Genomic DNA, 20,946 nt, shown 5'->3' on the forward strand with positions numbered 1-20,946 from the left:
GTTTGGGAGCGAGGTGAAGTCATGTTGAATCGAGAGCTCGAAGTCACCCTCAATCTCGCCTTCAAGGAGGCGCGGGCGAAGCGGCATGAGTTCATGACCGTTGAGCACTTGCTGTTGGCGCTTCTGGATAATGAAGCTGCCGCGACGGTTCTGAAGGCGTGCGGTGCGAATCTGGACAAGCTGCGGCGAGACCTGCAGGAGTTCATCGATTCCACCACGCCGCTGATTCCCCAGCACGACGAGGATCGCGAAACCCAGCCGACCCTGGGCTTCCAGCGTGTCCTGCAGCGTGCCGTATTCCACGTGCAGAGTTCCGGCAAGCGCGAAGTCACCGGCGCCAACGTACTGGTTGCCATCTTCAGCGAGCAGGAAAGCCAGGCGGTGTTCCTGCTCAAGCAGCAGAGCGTCGCGCGGATCGACGTGGTCAACTACATCGCCCATGGCATCTCCAAGGTGCCCGGGCATGCCGAGCATCAGGACAGCGAGCAGGAGATGCAGGACGAGGAGGGCGGCGAGTCCTCCACTTCCAGCCATCCGCTGGATGCCTATGCCAGCAACCTGAACGACCTGGCGCGCCAGGGGCGCATCGACCCGCTGGTCGGTCGCGAATCGGAAGTCGAGCGCGTCGCGCAAATCCTGGCTCGTCGCCGCAAGAACAACCCGCTGCTGGTTGGCGAGGCGGGTGTCGGCAAGACCGCTATCGCCGAAGGCCTGGCCAAGCGCATTGTCGATGGCCAGGTGCCGGACCTGCTGTCCGACAGTGTCGTCTACTCCCTGGACCTGGGGGCGCTGCTGGCGGGCACCAAGTACCGTGGCGACTTCGAGAAGCGCTTCAAGGCACTGCTCAACGAGCTGCGCAAGCGCCCGCATGCGGTGCTGTTCATCGATGAAATCCACACCATCATCGGTGCTGGTGCGGCCTCGGGCGGGGTGATGGATGCGTCCAACCTGCTGAAGCCACTGCTGTCGTCCGGTGAGATCCGTTGCATCGGCTCAACCACCTTCCAGGAATTCCGCGGCATCTTCGAGAAGGATCGCGCGCTGGCGCGTCGCTTCCAGAAAGTCGACGTCACCGAGCCGTCCGTCGAGGACACCTTCGGCATCCTGAAAGGCCTGAAACCGCGCTTCGAGCAGCACCACCACATCGAGTACAGCGATGAAGCGTTGCGTGCCGCTGCCGAGCTGGCTGCGCGCTACATCAATGACCGGCACATGCCGGACAAGGCCATCGACGTAATCGACGAAGCCGGTGCCTACCAGCGCCTGCAGCCGGAAGAGAAGCGTGTGAAGCGCATCGAAGTGCCGCAGGTCGAGGACATCGTCGCGAAGATCGCACGGATTCCGCCCAAGCACGTGTCCAGCTCCGATAAAGAACTGCTGCGTAACCTTGAGCGTGATCTGAAACTGACCGTGTTCGGACAGGCCGCGGCGATCGAATCGCTGTCCACTGCCATCAAACTGTCACGCGCCGGCCTCAAGTCGCCGGACAAGCCTGTCGGTTCCTTCCTGTTCTCCGGCCCGACCGGGGTGGGCAAGACCGAGGTGGCTCGCCAGCTGGCCAAGGCGCTGGGTGTGGAGCTGGTGCGCTTCGACATGTCCGAGTACATGGAGCGGCATACCGTGTCCCGTCTGATCGGTGCGCCTCCGGGTTACGTCGGTTTCGACCAGGGTGGCCTGCTCACCGAGGCGATCACCAAGACGCCGCACTGCGTGCTGCTGCTGGACGAGATCGAGAAGGCGCACCCGGAAGTCTTCAACCTGCTGCTGCAGGTGATGGATCACGGCACGCTGACCGACAACAATGGGCGCAAGGCGGATTTCCGCAACGTCATCCTGATCATGACTACCAACGCCGGCGCGGAAACCGCGGCGCGGGCCTCCATCGGCTTCACGCAGCAGGATCACACCAGCGACGCCATGGAAGTGATCAAGAAGAGCTTCACGCCGGAGTTCCGCAACCGCCTGGACACCATTATTCAGTTCGGCCGCCTGAGTCACGAGACCATCAAGAGCATCGTCGACAAGTTCCTTACCGAGCTGCAGGCGCAGCTGGAGGACAAGCACGTGCAGATCGAGGTCAGCGATTCGGCTCGAGTCTGGCTGGCGGACAAGGGCTATGACCCGCAAATGGGTGCCCGTCCGATGGCGCGCCTCATCCAGGACAAGATCAAGCGGCCGCTGGCCGAGGAGATCCTGTTTGGCGAGCTGGCCGAGCATGGTGGTGTTGCTCACGTCGACCTGAAGGATGGCGAACTGGCCTTCGAGTTCGAGGTGATTGCCGCAGAGCCGGCCTGACGATTGAAATGCAAGGCCCAAACGAAAACGCCCGGCAATGCCGGGCGTTTTTCTGTGTGCCGGTTTTTGCCGGCACCTACCGTCTGTCAGCGAGCGCGGTAGGTGATGCGACCCTTGGAGAGGTCGTAGGGCGTCAGTTCAACGCGAACCTTGTCGCCGGTCAGGATGCGGATGTAATTCTTGCGCATCTTCCCGGAGATGTGCGCGGTAACGACGTGCCCGTTTTCCAACTCCACGCGGAACATGGTGTTGGGCAGGGTGTCGACGACAGTGCCTTCCATTTCGAAGCTGTCTTCTTTCGACATGCAGTAGAACCCTCGGTATCTAAGATTGCCTGAAGTGTTTCAGGCCATTAAAAAAGGCACATAGTGTGCCTGAAATCGCCCCACAACGCCAATGGGTGTTTTCGCGTCAGTTCAATGCCACCCAGCGCTGGTTCACGAAAAGCTCGATCGGGCGGTACTGGGTCTTGTAGTTCATCTTGCGGCAATTCTTGATCCAGTAGCCCAGGTAGACGGCGTGCAGGTTCAGCCGTTCGGTCTCGGCGACCTGCCAGAGGATGGCGAATCGGCCGAGGCTGCGGCGCTCTTCGTCCGGGTCGTAGAAGGTATAGACAGCGGAAAGGCCGTTCGGCAACACATCCGTCACGGCGACGGCGAGCAGGCGGCCTTGCAGGCGGAATTCGAAGAAGCAGCTGAACGGCAGGTCGCGCACCAGGAAGGTGGCGAACTGGTCGCGGCTAGGCGGGTACATGTCCCCGTCGGCATGGCGCTGCTCGATGTAACGCATGTACAGCGCGTAGTACTCCTCAGTGAAGGCGGGGCGCTTGCGGATTACCTCCAGGTCGACATTGCGCTTGATGATGCGCTTCTGCTGGCGACTGGGCTGGAAGCCCGTAGCCGGAATGCGCGCAGGTATGCAGGCTGTGCAGTGCTGGCAGTGCGGCCGGTAGAGGTGCTCGCCGCTACGCCGGAAGCCCACCTCGGACAGCGAGGCGTACAACTGCGCGTCCATGGGCTGGCTGGGATCGAGGAACAGGGTAGTCGCCTGTTCTTCGGGCAGATAGCTGCATGGATGCGGTTGTGTGGCGTAAAACTTCAGGCGGGCGAGCTCGGTCATCTTCAACCCCTGCGAGGTCCCTCAGGCAAGTTTAAGACAGGCTGAGCAGGTCCGCTCGCGAAGTCCAGTCCTGCGAAGGTGTTTCGTCGAGATGACGGCGCAGGTAACTGGCGAATTCGCGGCGGGAAATGGCGCGGGCGCCGAAGCTGTGCAGATGCTGGGTCGGCATCTGGCAGTCGATCAGCACGAAGCCGGCGGCCTTCAGGCGCTGCACCAGAGCAACGAAGGCGACCTTGGAGGCATTGTCGGCGCGGCTGAACATGGATTCGCCGAAAAACAGGCGGCCGATGGCCAGGCCATAAAGCCCGCCGACCAACTCGTCGCCTTGCCAGGCTTCCGCGGAGTGAGCAACGCCCAGGCGGTGCAATTGGCAATAGGCGTCCTGCATCGGGGTGGTGATCCAGGTGCCGTCGGCGTAATCGCGCGGGCCCGCGCAGCCATGGATGACCTGCTCGAATGCCTGATCGATGGTCACCTGGTACTGCTGCTGGCGGATGAACTTGGCGAGGCTGCGGGAGACGTGCAGCTCTTCCGGGAAGACTACGGTGCGCGGGTCAGGCGACCACCAGAGAATCGGCTGGCCGTCCTGGTACCAGGGGAAGCAGCCATGGCGGTAGGCCTGGATCAGGCGCTGCGGGTTGAGGTCTCCACCGGCCGCAAGCAGGCCGTTGGGCTCATGCAGGGCCTTGTCGAGGGGTGGAAAGTCGAAGTTGCTACGGGAAAGCCACTTGAGCATAGGGAGGAGGGGAGGGCGAGCCTCCCCTTGGCCGATCAGTTGTCGTCGAGGAACTTTTCGGCGTCCAGTGCGGCCATGCAGCCGGCGCCAGCCGAGGTGATGGCCTGGCGGTAGACGTGGTCAGCCACGTCGCCGGCAGCGAACACGCCATCGATGCTGGTCAGGGTGGCATTGCCTTCGGCGCCGCCCTTGATCTTCAGGTAGCCGTCATGCATCTCCAACTGGCCTTTGAACAGGTCGGTGTTGGGTTTGTGGCCGATGGCGATGAATACGCCGGCCAGGTCCAACTGGCGGGTTTCGCCGCTGTTGGCGTCCTTGAGGCGCACGCCGATAACGCCCATGTTGTCGCCCAGAACTTCATCCAGGGTGGTGTTCCAGTGCAGGCGCACGTTGCCGTTCTTGGCTTTTTCGAACAGTTTGTCCTGCAGGATCTTCTCCGAGCGCAGCTTGTCGCGGCGGTGGATCAGGTGGACTTCCTTGGCGATGTTGGAGAGGTAGAGTGCCTCTTCCACAGCGGTATTGCCGCCGCCGACCACGCAGACGACCTGGTTGCGATAGAAGAAGCCGTCGCAGGTGGCGCAGGCGGAAACGCCCTTGCCCATGAAAGCCTCTTCCGAGGACATCCCCAGGTACTGGGCAGAAGCGCCAGTGGCGATGATCAGTGCGTCGCAGGTGTAGGTGCCGCTGTCGCCCTTGAGGGTGAAGGGTTTCTGCTGCAACTCGGCAGTGTGGATGTGGTCGTAGACGATCTCGGTATCGAAACGCTTGGCATGCTGCTCCATGCGCTGCATCAGGGCCGGACCGGTCAGGCCTTCCACGTCGCCTGGCCAGTTATCGACCTCGGTGGTAGTGGTGAGCTGGCCGCCGGGCTGGATGCCAGTGATGACAACAGGCTTGAGGTTGGCCCGCGCGGCATACACGGCCGCGGTATAGCCCGCGGGGCCGGAGCCCAGGATGATCAGGCGCGAATGCTTGACTTCACTCATAAAAAGACTCCATAAGCCTTTGTCACGTAAGAGAATGCATGCTCCAATTGAGCAGCCGAAAAGCGGTGTTGGGCTATGCTACACCGAACCCCGGAAAGCCGGCAAAAGCGCAATCGGACACGCCCGGGTTCGCTGGCATCAGCCGGCCAAAGCCGTACAATAGGCCCATTTCGCGGCCCAACGACTCTCGGACGCGCGTATAGCGCAGGAATAGAAGCGTTTTGAAGGACACCACAGCAAGCCATGCCGCCGCCTGGCGCCAGCAACTGCACTACCGTCTGAAGGAAGGGGCACTGATCGCGCTTGGCGCGCTCTGCCTCTACCTGTGGATGGCGCTGCTCACCTACGATTCCTCCGATCCGGGCTGGAGCCATTCCAGTCACGTCGAGCAGGTGCAGAACGCTGCCGGCCGCCTGGGCGCCCTCAGTGCAGACATCCTGTTCATGGTGCTGGGCTATTTCGCCTACCTGTTCCCGCTGTTGCTGGCAGTGAAGACCTACCAGGTCTTCCGCAAGCGCCACTTGCCCTGGGAGTGGAGCGGCTGGCTGTTCTCCTGGCGGCTGATCGGCCTGGTATTCCTGGTGCTGTCCGGTTCCGCACTGGCCTATATCCATTTCCACACCAGTGGTGCCCACATGCCGGCCACGGCGGGCGGAGCCCTGGGTGAGAGCCTGGGCCAGCTGGGCGTCAATGCCCTGAACGTGCAGGGCAGTACGCTGCTTTTCCTGGCGCTGTTCCTGTTCGGCATGACGGTGTTCGCCGACTTGTCCTGGTTCAAGGTGATGGACGTCACCGGCAAGATCACCCTCGACCTTTTTGAACTGATCCACAACGCCACCAATCGCTGGTGGAGCGCCCGCAGCGAACATAAGCAGCTCGTCGCCCAGTTGCGTGAAGTTGACGAGCGCGTGGCCGAAGTCGCTGCGCCCATCGTTGCCGACCGACGCGAGCAGGCCAAGGTCAAGGAACGCCTGATCGAACGCGAGGAAGCGCTGGTCAAGAGCGTTCAGGAGCGCGAAAAGCGCGTGGCGCCAAAGATCGACGTCCCGCCGCCGCCCAGCAAACCGGCCGAGCCGAGCAAGCGCGTACTGAAAGAGAAGCAGGCGCCGCTGTTCGTCGATACCGCCGTGGAAGGCACGCTGCCGCCGCTGTCGATCCTCGACCCGGCCTCGGAAAAGAAGCAGAGCTACTCGCCTGAATCCCTGGAGGCCATGTCGCGCCTGCTGGAGATCAAGCTCAAGGAGTTCGGCGTTGAAGTCATCGTCGAGTCCGTGCATCCGGGCCCGGTGATCACCCGTTTCGAAATCCAGCCGGCCGCTGGCGTGAAGGTCAGCCGCATCTCCAACCTGGCCAAGGACTTGGCGCGCTCGCTGGCGGTAATCAGTGTGCGCGTGGTGGAAGTCATCCCCGGCAAGACCACTGTCGGCATCGAGATTCCCAACGAAGACCGGCAGATGGTGCGCTTCTCCGAAGTGCTGATGACGCCGGAGTACGACGAGCACAAATCCACCGTGCCACTGGCACTGGGCCATGATATCGGCGGCAACCCGGTCATCACCGACCTGGCGAAGATGCCTCACCTGCTGGTGGCCGGTACTACCGGCTCCGGTAAGTCGGTGGGTGTGAACGCCATGCTGCTGTCGATCCTGTTCAAGTCCACGCCGGAAGAGGCGCGGTTGATCATGATCGACCCCAAGATGCTGGAACTGTCGATCTACGAAGGCATTCCGCACCTGCTCTGCCCGGTGGTCACCGACATGAAGGAGGCCGCCAACGCGCTGCGCTGGAGCGTCGCCGAGATGGAGCGTCGCTACAAGCTGATGGCGGCCATGGGCGTGCGTAACCTGGCCGGCTTCAATCGCAAGGTGAAGGACGCGGAGGAGGCTGGCACTCCGCTGACCGACCCGCTGTACCGCCGCGAGAGCATGGAAGACGAGGCTCCGCTGCTGCAGACCCTGCCGACCATCGTGGTCGTCGTGGACGAATTCGCCGACATGATGATGATCGTCGGCAAGAAGGTGGAAGAACTGATCGCCCGTATCGCCCAGAAGGCGCGTGCGGCGGGCATCCATCTGATCCTGGCGACACAGCGTCCGTCCGTGGATGTAATCACCGGTCTGATCAAGGCGAACATCCCGACCCGTATCGCCTTCCAGGTGTCCAGCAAGATCGACTCGCGCACCATCCTTGACCAGGGCGGCGCCGAGCAACTGCTGGGTCACGGCGACATGCTGTACCTGCCGCCGGGCACCGGCCTGCCGATCCGCGTTCATGGCGCCTTCGTGTCCGATGACGAAGTGCACCGCGTCGTTGAGGCGTGGAAGCTGCGTGGCGCGCCGAACTACATCGAGGACATCCTCGCTGGTGCCGATGAAGGCGCTGGCGGTTCGTTCGAAGGTGGCGGTGGCGGCGAAGGCAGCGAGGGCAGCGAGGACGATCCGCTCTACGACGAAGCCGTGCGCTTCGTGACCGAAAGCCGCCGCGCTTCGATTTCCGCCGTGCAGCGCAAGCTGAAGATCGGTTACAACCGCGCCGCGCGGATGATCGAGGCAATGGAGATGGCCGGCGTGGTCACTCCGATGAATACCAATGGCTCGCGCGAAGTTATGGCGCCGGCCCCGATCCGTGATTGATTCGACTTCGAGGATTTCGATGCGTCTGATCCGCCTGATGTTCGTAGCTGCGCTGGCCTTGGCTGGTGTCCAGGCCCATGCCGACGATGCTGCATCGCAGCGACTGAGCGGGATGCTCACCAAGGCCCAGACAATGACCGCGCGCTTCTCGCAGCTGACCCTGGATGGCAGCGGCACCCGACTGCAGGAAACCGCCGGCACCCTGGGCCTGAAACGTCCGGGCCTGTTCCGCTGGCACACCGATGCGCCGAACGAGCAGCTGTTGATCTCCAATGGCGAGAAAATCTGGCTGTACGACCCGGACCTGGAGCAGGTGACCATCCAGAAGCTCGACCAGCGCCTGACCCAGACCCCGGCGCTGCTGCTGTCCGGCGACGTATCGAAGATCGGCCAGAGCTTTGACATCACCGCTAAAGATGGCGGCAACGTAGTCGACTTCACCCTCAAGCCGAAGTCCAAGGACACCCTGTTCGACAGCCTGCGGATTTCCTTCCGCAGTGGCGTAGTGAACGACATGCAACTGATCGACAGCGTCGGTCAGCGCACCAATATCCTGTTCTTCGACGTGAAGATGAACGAGCCGATGGACGCCAAGCAGTTCGTCTTCGATGTGCCCAAGGGCGTCGACGTCATCCAGGAATGACCGGCCTTACGCCGGATTGATCGATAGGTAAGATTCGTGGACCTGTTCCGCTCCGCCCCCGTTTCCCAGCCCCTGGCCGCGCGCCTGCGCGCGACCAGCCTGGACGAGTACGTCGGCCAGGAGCACCTGCTCGCCCGTGGCAAGCCACTGCGCGAGGCGCTGGAGCAGGGCGCGCTGCACTCGATGATCTTCTGGGGCCCGCCCGGTGTCGGCAAGACCACCCTGGCGAAGCTGCTGGCGCAGGTCACCGACGCGCACTTCGAGACCATTTCGGCGGTACTCTCGGGTGTGAAGGAAATCCGCCAGGCGGTGGAAGTGGCCAAGCAGCACGCGGCCCAGTATGGTCGCCGCACCATCCTCTTCGTCGATGAAGTGCACCGCTTCAACAAGAGCCAGCAGGATGCCTTCTTGCCCTATGTGGAGGACGGCACGCTGATCTTCATTGGTGCGACCACAGAGAACCCGTCCTTCGAACTGAACAATGCGCTGCTGTCCCGCGCCCGAGTCTATGTGCTGAAAAGCCTGGACGAAGCCGCGCTGCGCCGGCTGGTCGAGCGCGCGCTGAGCGAAGAAAAAGGGCTGGGCAAACGCAACCTGAGCCTGCCCGACGACAGCTTCGCCATCCTCATGGCGGCTGCCGATGGCGATGGTCGGCGCCTGCTCAATCTGCTGGAGAACGCCTCGGACCTCGCCGAGGACAACGGCGAGATCAGCGCCGAGCTGCTGCAGAATCTGCTGGGCGACTCGCGCCGGCGCTTCGACAAGGGTGGCGAGGCGTTCTACGACCAGATCAGCGCGCTGCATAAGTCGGTGCGCGGCTCCAGCCCCGATGGCGCGTTGTACTGGTACTCGCGCATGCTCGATGGCGGCTGCGATCCGCTGTACATCGCCCGCCGCGTGGTTCGCATGGCCAGCGAGGACATCGGCAATGCCGATCCTCGCGCATTGACCCTGTGCCTTCACGCCTGGGACGTACAGGAGCGCCTCGGCAGTCCGGAAGGAGAGCTGGCGATTGCGCAGGCTATCGTGTACCTGGCCTGCGCGCCGAAGAGCAACGCCGTCTACAACGCCTACAACACGGCGCGCCGTGACGTGGCGGAGAGCGGCTCGCTGGAAGTGCCGCTGCATCTGCGCAACGCGCCGACCAAACTGATGAAGAACCTGGGTTATGGCGACGAGTACCGCTATGCCCATGATGAGCCGGATGCCTATGCGGCCGGAGAAGACTACTTCCCCGAGTCCATGGAACCGCGCCAGTATTACCAACCCGTGCCGCGCGGGCTCGAACTGAAGATCGGCGAAAAGCTGCGCCACCTGGCCAGCCTCGACAAAGCCAGTTCCCGCCGTCGCAGAAAATCCTGAAGTGGCGCCCGCGAGCGCCGCCTGACACTCGACACGAGAAGACACCATGCTCGATTCCAAACTGGTTCGTACCCAGCCGCAGGAAGTGGCCGAACGCCTGGCCACCCGTGGCTTCACCCTGGACGTGGCGCGCATCGAAGCGTTGGAGAGCCAGCGCAAATCCGTGCAGACCCGCACCGAGACCCTGCAGGCCGAGCGCAACTCGCGTTCCAAGGCCATCGGCCTGGCCATGAAGAATGGCGAAGATGTCGCGCCGCTGAAGGCCGAGGTCAACCGCATGGCCGAGGAGCTGGACGCCGGCAAGCGCGAACTGGACGTCATCCAGGCCGAGCTGGATAACCTGCTGCTGAACATCCCGAACCTGCCCCACGAGTCCGTGCCGGTGGGCGCTGACGAGGAAGAGAACGTCGAAGTCCGCCGCTGGGGCACTCCGCGCACCTTCGATTTCGAGATCAAGGACCACGTCGCCCTGGGCGAGCAGCACGGCTGGCTGGACTTCGAGACCGCTGCCCGCCTGTCCGGCGCCCGCTTTGCGCTGATGCGCGGCCCGATCGCGCGCCTACACCGCGCCCTGGCGCAGTTCATGATCGACCTGCACACCCGCGAGCACGGCTACGAAGAAGCCTACACCCCGTACCTCGTGCAGGCTCCAGCGCTGCAGGGTACCGGCCAGCTGCCGAAGTTCGAGGAAGACCTGTTCAAGATCCAGCGTGAAGACGAAGCGGATCTGTACCTGATCCCGACCGCCGAAGTCTCGCTGACCAACATTGTTGCCGGCCAGATCCTCGATGCGAAGGAGCTGCCGCTGAAGTTTGTCGCCCACACTCCCTGCTTCCGCAGCGAGGCCGGCGCGTCGGGCCGCGATACCCGCGGGATGATCCGCCAGCACCAGTTCGACAAGGTCGAGATGGTGCAGATCGTCGAACCGTCGAAGTCCTGGGAAGCCCTGGAAAGCCTGGTCGGCAATGCCGAGAAAGTTCTCCAGGCACTGGAGCTGCCGTACCGCGCCCTGGCGCTGTGCACTGGCGATATGGGCTTCGGCGCCGCCAAGACCTACGATCTGGAAGTCTGGGTGCCGAGCCAGGACAAGTACCGCGAGATTTCCTCCTGCTCCAACTGTGGCGACTTCCAGGCGCGCCGCATGCAAGCGCGTTACCGCAACCCGGAAACCGGCAAGCCCGAGCTGGTGCATACCCTCAACGGCTCCGGCCTGGCCGTGGGCCGTACCCTGGTCGCCGTGCTGGAGAACTACCAGCAGGCCGATGGCTCGATCCGCGTCCCGGACGTGCTCAAGCCGTACATGGCCGGCATCGAGGTCATCGGCTGAGATGGACTTCCTGCCGCTGTTCCACATCCTGCGCGGACGTCGCGCGCTACTGGTCGGCGGCGGTGATGTCGCACTGCGCAAGGCGCGCCTGCTGAGCGACGCCGGCGCGGTGCTGCGAGTCGTGGCTCCGGAAGTGCATTCCGAGTTGCGTGAGCTGATCGAGGAGGGCACTGGCGAACTGCTGCTGCGCCCCTACGCCCAGGGTGACCTGCAGGACTGCGTGCTGGTCATCGCTGCCACGGATGACGAGTCACTCAATGCCCAGGTGTCCCGCGACGCCCACGAGCGCGGTGTGCCGGTTAACGTCGTTGATGCGCCGGCCCTGTGCAGCGTGATCTTCCCGGCCATCGTCGACCGCTCGCCGCTGGTGGTGGCGGTTTCCAGCGGCGGCGATGCGCCGGTGCTCGCGCGCCTGCTGCGTGCCAAGCTGGAAACTTGGATTCCCGCGACCTATGGCCAGTTGGCCGGCCTCGCCAGCCGCTTCCGCGAACGCGTGAAACACCGCCTGCCGGACCTGCAGCAGCGCCGCAAGTTCTGGGAAGACGTGTTCCAGGGCCCGGTCGCTGAGCGCATGCTCGCTGGCCAGCCGAACGAGGCCGAGCGACTGCTGGCGGACAAGCTGGAATCGCCGCAACCCGAGTCTCGCGGTGAGGTCTATCTGGTCGGCGCTGGTCCCGGTGATCCCGATCTGCTGACCTTCCGCGCCCTGCGTCTGATGCAGCAGGCCGATGTGGTTCTGTACGACCGCCTCGTCGCGCCGGCCATCCTCGAGTTGTGCCGTCGCGATGCGGATCGCCTCTATGTTGGCAAGCGCCGCGCGGACCACGCAGTGCCGCAGGACGAGATCAATCGCCAGTTGGTGGAGCTGGCCCAGCAGGGCAAGCGCGTGCTGCGCCTGAAAGGTGGCGATCCGTTCATCTTCGGCCGTGGCGGCGAGGAGATCGACGAGCTGGCGGCCAATGGCATTCCGTTCCAGGTGGTGCCGGGCATCACGGCGGCGAGCGGTTGCGCGGCTTACGCCGGGATCCCGCTGACTCACCGTGACTATGCGCAATCCGTGCGTTTCGTTACCGGTCACCTGAAAGACGGCACCACCGACCTGCCATGGAACGACCTGGTCGCACCGGGGCAGACCCTGGTGTTCTACATGGGGCTGGTTGGTTTGCCGGTCATCTGCGAGCAACTGGTGCGCCACGGCCGCTCCGCCGATACACCTGCGGCGCTGGTTCAGCAGGGCACCACCGTGCATCAGCGCGTATTCACCGGCACCCTGGCAAACCTGCCGGAGCTGGTGGCTGAGCACGAAGTGCATGCGCCGACGCTGGTGATAGTCGGGGAAGTGGTGCAGTTGCGCGAGAAGCTCGCCTGGTTCGAGGGGCAGCAGTGAACCCCATGCGCGCCGTGATCCTGGGTGGGTTGTGCGCCCTGGGTTGCGTCGCACTGCCGGCTCAAGCGGCCAGCTTTGACTGCAAGAAGGCCAAGCAGGCCGACGAGAAGGCGATCTGCGCGGATCGCCAGCTTTCCGAGATGGATGTGCAGGTGGCAACCACCTACCGCCTGTTGCGCGGGCTTTTCGCCATGGGCATGCGTGGCAATCTGGGTGACTCCCAGCTTGCCTGGTTGGAGCAGCGCCGCGCCTGCGGCGCCAACAAAGTCTGCCTCAGGCAGCGCTACCAGGAGCGTCTGGACGCGCTGCAGAAGGTCTACGACGGCATCGAAAAACCGATCTGATCCGCTCTTGACCTTGTAGGAGCGAGCTTGCTCGCGAACTGTTTTCCTGCTGACTTGGCGTCAAGCGATTCGCGAGCAAGCTCGCTCCTACAGGTCTGATGGCAAATTTCGCTCCAACGGCTGGTTCAACCTCTACGGAAAATACCTTTGCCCGGCAGATGTTCCCGCCCGTGCGGCGCGGTGAAGTCCTGCTGCGGCCCCAGCGGCACGATGCCGGTCGGGTTGATGGTGCGATGGCTGCCGTAGTAGTGGTGTTTGATGTGCTGGAAGTCCACCGTGCCAGCCACGCCATCCAATTGATACAGCTCGCGCAGCCAGCCGGACAGGTTCGGGTAGTCCGCGAGGCGTCGCAGGTTGCACTTGAAGTGCCCGTGGTAGACCGCATCGAAGCGAATCAGCGTGGTGAACAGGCGCACATCTGCTTCGGTCAGGTATTCGCCCGCCAGGTAGCGCTGTTTGTCCAGGCGCTCTTCCAGCCAGTCCAGTTCGTTGAACAGTGTCCTGAAGGCCTCTTCGTAGGCGCCCTGGGTCGTCGCAAAGCCCGCGCGATACACGCCATTGTTTATGGCCGGGTAGATGCGCTCGTTCAGCGCGTCGATCTGTGCGCGCAGCGCTTCCGGGTACAAGTCCAGCGGGTTGCCGGTGATCCCGTCAAAGGCTGTGTTGAACATGCGGATGATTTCCGCGGATTCATTGCTGACAATGCGCTGCTCGTGTTTGTCCCACAGCACCGGCACGGTCACGCGGCCGGTGTAGTGCGCATCGTCTTTCGTGTAGCGCTGATGGAGGAAGGCCAGGCCGTCGAGCTTGTCGCCCGTGGAGCCAAGTGCCTTGTCGAAGGTCCAGCCGTTCTCCAGCATCAGCCAACTGACCACCGAAACGTCGATCAGCGACTCGAGGCCTTTTAGCTGGCGGTAGATCAGCGTGCGGTGGGCCCAGGGGCAGGCCAGGGAAACGTAGAGGTGATAGCGGCCGGCTTCGGCGCGGAAGCCGCCTTCGCCGGTCGGGCCGGGCTGGCCGTCGGCAGTTACCCAGTTGCGGCGCTGTGCGTTCTCGCGCTGGAAACGGCCGTCCTTGCTGGTGTCATACCACTGGTCATGCCAGCGGCCATCGATCAACTGTCCCATCTTGAGTGCTCCAGGAAGCGGGAAGATGGGACCAGTCTATCGGCTCAGGCTTGATTGTTTAGCGCAAAAACAGGATTCCAGGTATCGATTAAATCGATCTGTTGCGGGCAGCCCAGCGTTTGTTGGCCTCTGCGAAGGCGTCGTCCCGCTGCAATCCCATCGCGCGCAAGGCCAGCGCCATGGTCGCGCGGACGGCCAACTCACCGTAGGCGTCCTCTGTGTCACCGCGCCAGACGGCGGCCAGATGCTGCGGGTCGAGGCTTTCCGGCTTGACGTGGCGCAGCGGTGAAAGCGCTGGCCATTCTTCGTCCCAGTCTTCGCCATCGCGGCAGCCGTACAGGTGCGACGTGGCGTCCGGGTTCACTTCGATCTCGCCGCCTTCGCCCTTGATGACGATGGCGTAGTCGCCTAGCAGGCGGCTGCCTTCGCGGTGCACGGCCTGGTAGCCGGGATGGAAGATGCTTTGCAGCACGCAGGTGGCGCCCAGCGGGTTGATCAGGCGCACCGAGGAGTGAATTGGTGAGCGCAGGCCGAGGGTGTTGCGCAGGTCGATCATCCGTTGCAGGCGCGGCATCCAGTCCGCCAGCGGGGCGAAGGCGACGCCCTGGGTGTCCAGTGCCTGGCTGACTGCGCTCCAGTCGCGACACAGCGGCAGGCCCAGCAGTTCAAGCAATTGCTCGGTGTAGAGACGGCCGGCGGTGTGGGCGCCCGCACCATGCAGCAGTATGCGGGTGTCGCTGCCGCCCAGGCATTTGGCCGCCAGCAGGTACCAGGGCAGGTGGCGCTTCTTGCCGGCGTAGCTCGGCCAGTCCAGGTCTACGGCGATCTTTGGTGTCTGCAGGCGCTCGCGCACGGCTTCGGTGAACCCGGCCAGTTCCTCGGCGCTTTCCTCCTTGTGTCGCAGCAGCATCAGGAAGGCGCCCAGCTGGGCTTCCTCGGCCTGGCCGTCAAGGATCAAACCCAGTGCTTCGCGAGCTTCCTCGCGGGTCAGGCCGCGCGCGCCGCGCTTGCCTTTGCCGAGGATGCGGACGAACTGGGCGAAGGGGTGTTCGGCGGGAGTCTGCAAGACTAGGGGGGAGGCGGTCATAGGCAATTGGTCGGCTTCGGCAGGCCGGCGAGCTTGGCGGCAAGCTTGGCCGGGGTGCCCTTGAACAGAAGGTTGAGGTGCAGGCTGCTGCCCTTTTCCGCGCCCAGTTTCTGGGCGACGTACTTGATCAGCGGGCGGTTGGCCGGGGAGAGCTGAAACTCCCCATAGAACTCGCGCAGCAGCAGGAGGATTTCCCAGTGCTCGGGCGTCAGGTGGATGCCTTCGTTGTGCGCCAGGGCCTCGGCAGCGGCGTCGCTCCAGTCGTTCAGGTCGGCGAGATAGCCGTCCTTGTCCAGCAACAGGGCGTTTCCATTGACCAGGAGAGTGCTCATAGCCAGGCGTTCACCTTGTCGAAGCGCGTACAAAGATCGACGAATCCGGCGTAATCCACAGCAACGACACGCTCGGGCGGGTTATCCAGGCCGCGTGCCTGCAGGTCTTCCAGCAGCGCAAAGAGCGCGTTGGTTGCGGGCGTCTGATCCAGTTCGCGGCGAGGCGCGGTGCCATCGCGCAGCGCGTGGACGGCTTCGCCAGTCAGCAGTAAGCCGTCGCCCGGGCCGAGCAACTGCAGGCAACTGGCGAACCGGCCGTCATTGAAGGGGGAGTGCGAGAGCAGGTGGAGAGTAGCCATCAGATCGTGATCACCTGGTCATGGGTTTGCAGCAGGTCGCGCAGCGCGTTGTCGTCCAGTGCCTGGGCGGCCAGTGTAAGGCAGGAGCCGTCCAGTCCGCGCTCGGCAAGGCTGCGGCTGCTGGTGTAGAGCGCCTCCACGCCGAACAGCGGCAGGGCCTGCAGGTTGGCTTGCAGGTCTTTCTGCTCGAGTGTGGCGGGACGCTGGTTGGGCGCCAACTGGAACACGCCATCATCGAGGAAGAGCATCGAGATCGGCAGGTCGAAGGCACCGCCCGCCAGGGCGATATCCAGCGCCTCACGGGCGGCAGGGCCGGCCCAGGGCGCCTGGCGGCTGATGATCAGAAGGGACTTGGTCATCAGTTGCCTCCAAAGCAGACCAGGCGGTCCGCCAGTTGCGCTGCTTCATGCAGTTGGCCGAGGCCGGAAAGGTCCCAGGGTGCCTGCAGGTTGGCGGCAGGGCGGGAATAGCGGCGGGCTTCCTCGCCATTGAGCACGCCGCGCCGCAGGGCGGCGGCGATGCAGACGACTCCGTCCAATTGATGATCAGCGACGAATCGCGTCCAGGCGGCGGCGACGTCCAGCTCATCCTGGCTGGCTACGGTGTTGGCCGAGGCGCTATGCACGCCGTCCTGATAAAAGAACAGTCGGGTGATTTCATGTCCGCCGGCCAATACAGCCTCGGCGAAGCGCAAGGCGCGCCGGGCGGCCGGCGAATGCGGCGGGGAGAAGAGGGCGATGACGAACTTCATGGAGCAGGCCTTGGCGGCGAATTTTCGCAGGATGATACGGCGCTGAGCCGTTTTTTGCCGCGACTGAAATGAAAAAAGCCCGTCGAAACGGGCTTTTTCCTGAAGCGCGAGGATTAGTCGTCGCTACCCATGATGCCGAAGATCTGCAACAGGCTGATGAACAGGTTGTAGATCGACACGTACAGGCTGATGGTGGCCATGATGTAGTTGCGCTCGCCACCGTGGATGATCGCGCTGGTCTGGAACAGGATCATCGCCGAGGAGAACAGCACGAAGCCGGCGCTGATGGCCAGTTGCAGGCCGCTGATCTGGAAGAACAGCGAGACCAGCACGGCGCCCAACAGGACGAAGAAACCTGCGGTGATGAAGCCGGACAGGAAGCTCATGTCCTTGCGGGTCGTCAGTACATAGGCGGACAGGCCGAAGAACACCAGGGCGGTCATGAAGAAGGCCGAGGAGATGATGCTCGCGCCGTTGGCCATGCCCAGGTACATGTTCAGGATCGGGCCGAGGGTGTAGCCCATGAAACCGGTGAGGGCGAAGGTGCTGACCAGGCCCCAGGCGCTGTTGCGCAGCTTCACGGTGAGGAAGAACAGGCCGTAGAAGCCCAGCAGCACTACGAAGAAACTGGGGTAGGGCAGGCGCATTTGTTGCGAGGCGAAGGCTACCAGGCCGCTGAAGGCCAGGGTCAGGGCCAGCAGCCCGTAGGTATTGCGCAGGACGCCGCTGACCTCTTTCTGCTCCACCGCTGTGGAGTCGAGATATTGCCGTTCTTGCATGTCGAGACACTCCTGTTAAGCGGGATACGGATCCATGACCGTAGTGGTATCCATCATAACAGAGGGAAAAGCGCGCTGAATCATCAGAGTTTGACAGTGTGTTGCGATCCGGTAATATTGCCGCCCGCTCAATGTGGAAGCGTGGCCGAGTGGTTTAAGGCAACGGTCTTGAAAACCGTCGACGGGCAACTGTCCTAGAGTTCGAATCTCTACGCTTCCGCCACTATTACAACGTTGAAAGCCCCGCACTGCGGGGCTTTCGCGTTTCTGGCGGTGAAGTGCCGCTGGCGGCGCTCCTGCCGATTACGCATTGCGCTCATTGCGTTTGCATTGCGCAAGTTCAAAGCATCAGAAAAGTCAGTCATACCGAAAGATGATTCTGTAGGACGTTGATGCACTCAGTTAAACTTCAAGCACCAATCTCCGGAAAATCCTGAATGAACCAAGTCGAAGATCTCGAGCGGCAGATGCGCGAAGCGCTGGGTGTTGCTCCGAAAAAGACGAAAACCACTCGAGAAGTCAGTAACCCCATGCGGGGCTATCTGATCGTCCTCAGTGTGCGAGGCGCGAGTGGGCCCGCATTTCGCTTCGAGCATCGTTCGCGTTCGCTGAGTCGCACTGAGGCGATTCTTGAGGCGGAGAAGGCCGCGCGCGCTGCCGGCTACAAGCCATGGGCCCTGCTGGATGCAGTCGAGGCCTGAGGTTCTCGGGGAAAGAGTGCGGCGGTGGCCCAGGCAGCGGTCGCCAGCGCCGTTATGTTTATTGCCGGCGCCGAGTGGCGGGCATTGCAAAATAAGACGCCGGCCCGTGCGATAAATCGGAAGGGTAATTCCCATTCCGACTCCAATGGTTCATGCGGCGCTACAGAGTGGCGACTTGTTTCAAGGCGGTGCTACTCCAGCTATCTGCAGCATCGGAGACAGCGATGCCGGCGGTGGGGGCGATTCAGGTGTGGCCGCAGACTAAAGGTGCTTGATCGATCGGGCTGCTTCGATATGTCCCGCCGATTTTTGCGCTGACGCGATCCGGACATGAAATTTGTCGGCACGCCCGTCCTAGACGCACCGGCAAGCATCTGTCAGCATTTGCCTCGCCTGCGCTGCGTTTCTCTGGCGCTTGCATTTTGGCGAAGCGCTTCCAAGCTAGGTCGTAGAGCCTCTTTCTGTTAAGGTTCGGCAATTGTTCGGAGTCTCTTTCTCGGGGCCCGCCATTCCATTCTGCTCAAGGGGTGCTGCGTGATTAAGGTGCTGGTGGTCGATGATCACGATCTGGTGCGCACCGGAATTACCCGCATGCTCGCTGATATCGACGGCCTGCAGGTTGTTGGACAGGCAGACTCCGGTGAACGGGGGCTGCAACTGGCACGCGAGCTCAAGCCCGACGTCGTGCTGATGGACGTGAAGATGCCCGGCATTGGCGGCCTCGAAGCCACCCGCAAACTGCTGCGCAGCCAACCCGACGTGCGTGTCGTGGTGGTGACCGTGTGCGAGGAGGACCCGTTCCCGACTCGGCTGATGCAGGCAGGTGCAGCGGGCTACCTCACCAAGGGCGCCGCCCTGGACGAGATGGTCCAGGCGATTCGCCAGGTATTTGCCGGTCAGCGCTACATCAGTCCGCAAATTGCCCAGAACCTTGCGCTGAAGTCATTCGAGCCGGAGCGCAACGCATCGCCATTCGACACCCTGTCCGAACGTGAAATCCAGATCGCGCTGATGATTGCGAACTGCCACAAGGTACAGAGCATTTCGGACAAGCTGTGCCTCTCGCCCAAGACCGTGAACACCTACCGCTACCGCATCTTCGAGAAGCTCTCGATCACCAGTGACGTCGAACTGGCGCTGCTGGCTGTCCGGCACGGCATGGTCGACGCCAGCAACTGATCATGGTGCAACAGTTCGATTCGGCGGCCTTCCTGGCTACCTGCAGTGGGCGGCCGGGCGTTTATCGCATGTTCGACGTCGAGGCGAAGCTGCTCTACGTCGGCAAGGCGAAGGACCTCAAGAAGCGTCTCTCCAGCTATTTCCGCAAGTCCGGCCTTGCGCCGAAGACGGCTGCCCTGGTGGCGAAAATCGCCCAGGTCGAGACCACCATCACTTCCAACGAGACCGAGGCGCTGCTGCTCGAGCAGACGCTGATCAAGGAGTGGCGGCCGCCGTACAACATCCTGCTGCGGGACGATAAGTCCTATCCGTACGTGTTCCTGTCGAGCGAGGACCAGTATCCGCGCCTGACCATCCATCGGGGCGCGAAGAAAGCGAAAGGTCGTTATTTCGGCCCATACCCCAGCGCCGGTGCCATTCGTGAAAGCCTGGCGCTGCTGCAGAAAGCCTTCTTCGTGCGCCAGTGTGAGGACAGCTATTACCGTAATCGCACGCGCCCGTGCCTGCAGTACCAGATCAAGCGTTGCAAGGCGCCCTGCGTGGGGCTGGTGAGCGAGGAGGAGTACGCCGAAGACGTCCGCCACTCGATCATGTTCCTCGAAGGGCGTAGCAACGTGCTGGCCGAGGAACTGTCCACCAGCATGGAGCAGGCGGCGATGCGCCTGGACTTCGAAAAGGCGGCGGAGCTGCGCGATCAGGTGCAGATTCTGCGTCGTGTGCAGGACCAGCAGAGCATGGAGTTTGGCACTGGCAACGTCGACGTGGTGGCGGCCATCGTCACACCAGGCGGAGCCTGCGTGCACCTGATCAGCGTGCGTGGCGGACGGGTGCTGGGCAGCAAGAATTTCTTCCCGCAGGTGGCGATCGAGGAGGAGGTGGGTGATGTGCTGCTGGCTTTCCTCGGGCAGTACTATCTGAGCCACCACGAGCGCGATCTGCCGAACGAGCTGATCGTCAATGCCGTGCATGAGGACTTCCCGGTCCTGGCATCGGCCATCGAGGAATCCCGCGGTCGGCTGCTGGAGATCACTCCGCGGGTTCGTGGCACGCGTGCGCGCTGGCAGCAACTGGCGGTGACCAATGCCGAGCAGGCGCTGGCGGCTCGTCTTGCCAACCGCCAGCACATGGCGGCGCGCTTCGATGCGCTGGGTGAGGCGCTTGATCTGCCGGAGCCGCCGCAGCGGCTCGAATGCTTCGATATCAGCCATTCCAGCGGCGAGGCAACTGTGGCCTCCTGTGTCGTCTTTGGCCCGGAGGGTGCACTGAAGTCGGACTATCGTCGCTTCAACATTGAAGGCATCACTGGTGGCGACGATTACGCCGCGATGCACCAGGCGTTGACCCGCCGCTTCAGCCGACTGAAGGAAGGCGAGGGCAAGATGCCAGATATCCTCCTCGTGGACGGCGGCAAGGGACAGCTGGCCATGGCCCAGGAAGTGCTCCAGGAGCTTGCGATTGTGGGCCTGACGCTGCTCGGCGTGGCCAAAGGTGTCACCCGCAAGCCGGGCCTGGAAACGCTGTACCTCAACGACGCCGAACATGAATTCACTCTGCCTGCCGACTCGCCAGCGTTGCACTTGATCCAGCAGATCCGCGACGAAGCACACCGCTTCGCCATTACCGGCCACCGCGCAAGACGCGGCAAGGCGCGACGTACCTCGACATTGGAAGATGTTGCGGGCGTCGGACCGAAGCGCCGGCGTGACCTGCTCAAGCATTTTGGCGGGTTGCAGGAACTGGGCAGAGCCAGTATCGATGAAATTGCCAAAGCCCCCGGTATCAGTAAAAAGCTGGCAGAGCAGATTTATGCTGCACTGCACAGCGAGTAGAATGCCGGCTCAACTCGCAGACCTTCCGAC

21 protein-coding genes and 1 tRNA gene are annotated in these 20,946 nt (G+C 62.9%); 11 read left to right on the forward strand and 11 right to left on the reverse strand.

Features of this window, described 5'->3' with window-relative positions:
* The first annotated feature begins 21 nt into the window (after positions 1 to 21).
* Positions 22 to 2,295 carry an ATP-dependent Clp protease ATP-binding subunit ClpA gene (gene clpA, locus AC2T4A_RS19135; protein ID WP_054909435.1) on the forward strand — a complete coding sequence of 758 codons (2,274 nt, stop codon included), beginning with the start codon at positions 22 to 24 and terminating at the stop codon, positions 2,293 to 2,295.
* An 86-nt stretch (positions 2,296 to 2,381) separates the two neighbouring features.
* Here clpA and infA read toward each other — a convergent pair whose 3' ends face one another.
* The 4 genes from infA to trxB form a co-directional block, all read right to left on the reverse strand.
* A complete protein-coding gene (gene infA, locus AC2T4A_RS19140; protein ID WP_002553999.1) occupies positions 2,382 to 2,600 on the reverse strand; it encodes a translation initiation factor IF-1 in 219 nt (72 codons plus the stop codon).
* A 106-nt stretch (positions 2,601 to 2,706) separates the two neighbouring features.
* Complete coding sequence (locus AC2T4A_RS19145; protein WP_416751479.1) at positions 2,707 to 3,414, reverse strand: arginyltransferase; 708 nt, start codon at positions 3,412 to 3,414, stop codon at positions 2,707 to 2,709.
* 31 nt (positions 3,415 to 3,445) lie between these two features.
* Positions 3,446 to 4,150: a leucyl/phenylalanyl-tRNA--protein transferase gene (gene aat, locus AC2T4A_RS19150; protein WP_486741533.1), complete on the reverse strand. Its 705-nt coding sequence runs from the start codon at positions 4,148 to 4,150 to the stop codon at positions 3,446 to 3,448.
* Between the two features lie 35 nt (positions 4,151 to 4,185).
* On the reverse strand, positions 4,186 to 5,136 hold the full coding sequence (gene trxB / locus AC2T4A_RS19155; protein ID WP_416751475.1) for a thioredoxin-disulfide reductase: 951 nt from the start codon (positions 5,134 to 5,136) through the stop codon (positions 4,186 to 4,188).
* 221 nt (positions 5,137 to 5,357) lie between these two features.
* On the opposite strand from trxB, the gene ftsK reads away from it, so the two are divergent.
* From ftsK to AC2T4A_RS19185, 6 genes are read left to right on the forward strand one after another with little or no spacing between them, the layout of a single operon-like run.
* Positions 5,358 to 7,769, forward strand: coding sequence for a DNA translocase FtsK (gene ftsK / locus AC2T4A_RS19160; RefSeq protein WP_486741534.1), 2,412 nt, complete (start codon positions 5,358 to 5,360; stop codon positions 7,767 to 7,769).
* A gap of 19 nt (positions 7,770 to 7,788) precedes the next feature.
* Positions 7,789 to 8,412 carry an outer membrane lipoprotein periplasmic chaperone LolA gene (gene lolA / locus AC2T4A_RS19165; RefSeq protein WP_478379613.1) on the forward strand — a complete coding sequence of 208 codons (624 nt, stop codon included), beginning with the start codon at positions 7,789 to 7,791 and terminating at the stop codon, positions 8,410 to 8,412.
* A gap of 36 nt (positions 8,413 to 8,448) precedes the next feature.
* Complete coding sequence (locus tag AC2T4A_RS19170; protein WP_416751468.1) at positions 8,449 to 9,774, forward strand: replication-associated recombination protein A; 1,326 nt, start codon at positions 8,449 to 8,451, stop codon at positions 9,772 to 9,774.
* Positions 9,775 to 9,820: 46 nt separating this feature from the next.
* Positions 9,821 to 11,101, forward strand: coding sequence for a serine--tRNA ligase (serS, locus tag AC2T4A_RS19175; RefSeq protein WP_416751466.1), 1,281 nt, complete (start codon positions 9,821 to 9,823; stop codon positions 11,099 to 11,101).
* Position 11,102: 1 nt separating this feature from the next.
* Positions 11,103 to 12,488 (forward strand): siroheme synthase CysG, encoded by a 1,386-nt coding sequence (gene cysG, locus AC2T4A_RS19180; protein WP_478379611.1) that lies wholly within the window; start codon positions 11,103 to 11,105, stop codon positions 12,486 to 12,488.
* A gap of 5 nt (positions 12,489 to 12,493) precedes the next feature.
* Positions 12,494 to 12,832 carry a lysozyme inhibitor LprI family protein gene (locus AC2T4A_RS19185; RefSeq protein WP_416751462.1) on the forward strand — a complete coding sequence of 113 codons (339 nt, stop codon included), beginning with the start codon at positions 12,494 to 12,496 and terminating at the stop codon, positions 12,830 to 12,832.
* Positions 12,833 to 12,957: 125 nt separating this feature from the next.
* Here AC2T4A_RS19185 and AC2T4A_RS19190 read toward each other — a convergent pair whose 3' ends face one another.
* The 7 genes from AC2T4A_RS19190 to AC2T4A_RS19220 form a co-directional block, all read right to left on the reverse strand.
* Positions 12,958 to 13,959 (reverse strand): glutathione S-transferase family protein, encoded by a 1,002-nt coding sequence (locus AC2T4A_RS19190; protein ID WP_478379610.1) that lies wholly within the window; start codon positions 13,957 to 13,959, stop codon positions 12,958 to 12,960.
* Between the two features lie 88 nt (positions 13,960 to 14,047).
* Entirely contained in the window at positions 14,048 to 15,046 is a 999-nt protein-coding gene (locus AC2T4A_RS19195; protein ID WP_478379609.1) for a glycosyl transferase family protein, read from the reverse strand.
* Complete coding sequence (locus AC2T4A_RS19200) at positions 15,043 to 15,378, reverse strand: TusE/DsrC/DsvC family sulfur relay protein (protein ID WP_416751456.1); 336 nt, start codon at positions 15,376 to 15,378, stop codon at positions 15,043 to 15,045. The genes AC2T4A_RS19195 and AC2T4A_RS19200 overlap by 4 nt, the downstream gene beginning before the upstream one ends.
* Positions 15,375 to 15,680 carry a sulfurtransferase complex subunit TusB gene (gene tusB / locus AC2T4A_RS19205; protein ID WP_416751519.1) on the reverse strand — a complete coding sequence of 102 codons (306 nt, stop codon included), beginning with the start codon at positions 15,678 to 15,680 and terminating at the stop codon, positions 15,375 to 15,377. The genes AC2T4A_RS19200 and tusB overlap by 4 nt, the downstream gene beginning before the upstream one ends.
* On the reverse strand, positions 15,677 to 16,036 hold the full coding sequence (tusC, locus tag AC2T4A_RS19210; protein ID WP_478379608.1) for a sulfurtransferase complex subunit TusC: 360 nt from the start codon (positions 16,034 to 16,036) through the stop codon (positions 15,677 to 15,679). The genes tusB and tusC overlap by 4 nt, the downstream gene beginning before the upstream one ends.
* Positions 16,036 to 16,428 (reverse strand): sulfurtransferase complex subunit TusD, encoded by a 393-nt coding sequence (tusD, locus tag AC2T4A_RS19215; RefSeq protein WP_478379607.1) that lies wholly within the window; start codon positions 16,426 to 16,428, stop codon positions 16,036 to 16,038. The genes tusC and tusD overlap by 1 nt, the downstream gene beginning before the upstream one ends.
* A 113-nt stretch (positions 16,429 to 16,541) precedes the next feature.
* On the reverse strand, positions 16,542 to 17,207 hold the full coding sequence (locus AC2T4A_RS19220; protein WP_024765156.1) for a Bax inhibitor-1/YccA family protein: 666 nt from the start codon (positions 17,205 to 17,207) through the stop codon (positions 16,542 to 16,544).
* A 135-nt stretch (positions 17,208 to 17,342) separates the two neighbouring features.
* Between AC2T4A_RS19220 and AC2T4A_RS19225 the strand changes: the two genes are divergently transcribed.
* From AC2T4A_RS19225 to uvrC, 4 genes are all read left to right on the forward strand, one after another.
* A tRNA-Ser gene (locus tag AC2T4A_RS19225) sits at positions 17,343 to 17,430 on the forward strand.
* Positions 17,431 to 17,644: 214 nt separating this feature from the next.
* The gene (locus tag AC2T4A_RS19230; protein ID WP_416751450.1) at positions 17,645 to 17,908 is read left to right on the forward strand and encodes a hypothetical protein; all 264 of its coding nucleotides are present in this window, start codon (positions 17,645 to 17,647) and stop codon (positions 17,906 to 17,908) included.
* Positions 17,909 to 18,442: 534 nt separating this feature from the next.
* Positions 18,443 to 19,087 (forward strand): response regulator transcription factor GacA, encoded by a 645-nt coding sequence (gene gacA, locus AC2T4A_RS19235; RefSeq protein WP_017517075.1) that lies wholly within the window; start codon positions 18,443 to 18,445, stop codon positions 19,085 to 19,087.
* Between the two features lie 2 nt (positions 19,088 to 19,089).
* Positions 19,090 to 20,916: an excinuclease ABC subunit UvrC gene (gene uvrC / locus AC2T4A_RS19240; protein WP_486741535.1), complete on the forward strand. Its 1,827-nt coding sequence runs from the start codon at positions 19,090 to 19,092 to the stop codon at positions 20,914 to 20,916.
* The last annotated feature ends 30 nt before the right edge of the window (positions 20,917 to 20,946 follow it).

The sequence above is a fragment of the Pseudomonas sp. PVC-3-1 genome, assembly GCF_057444315.1.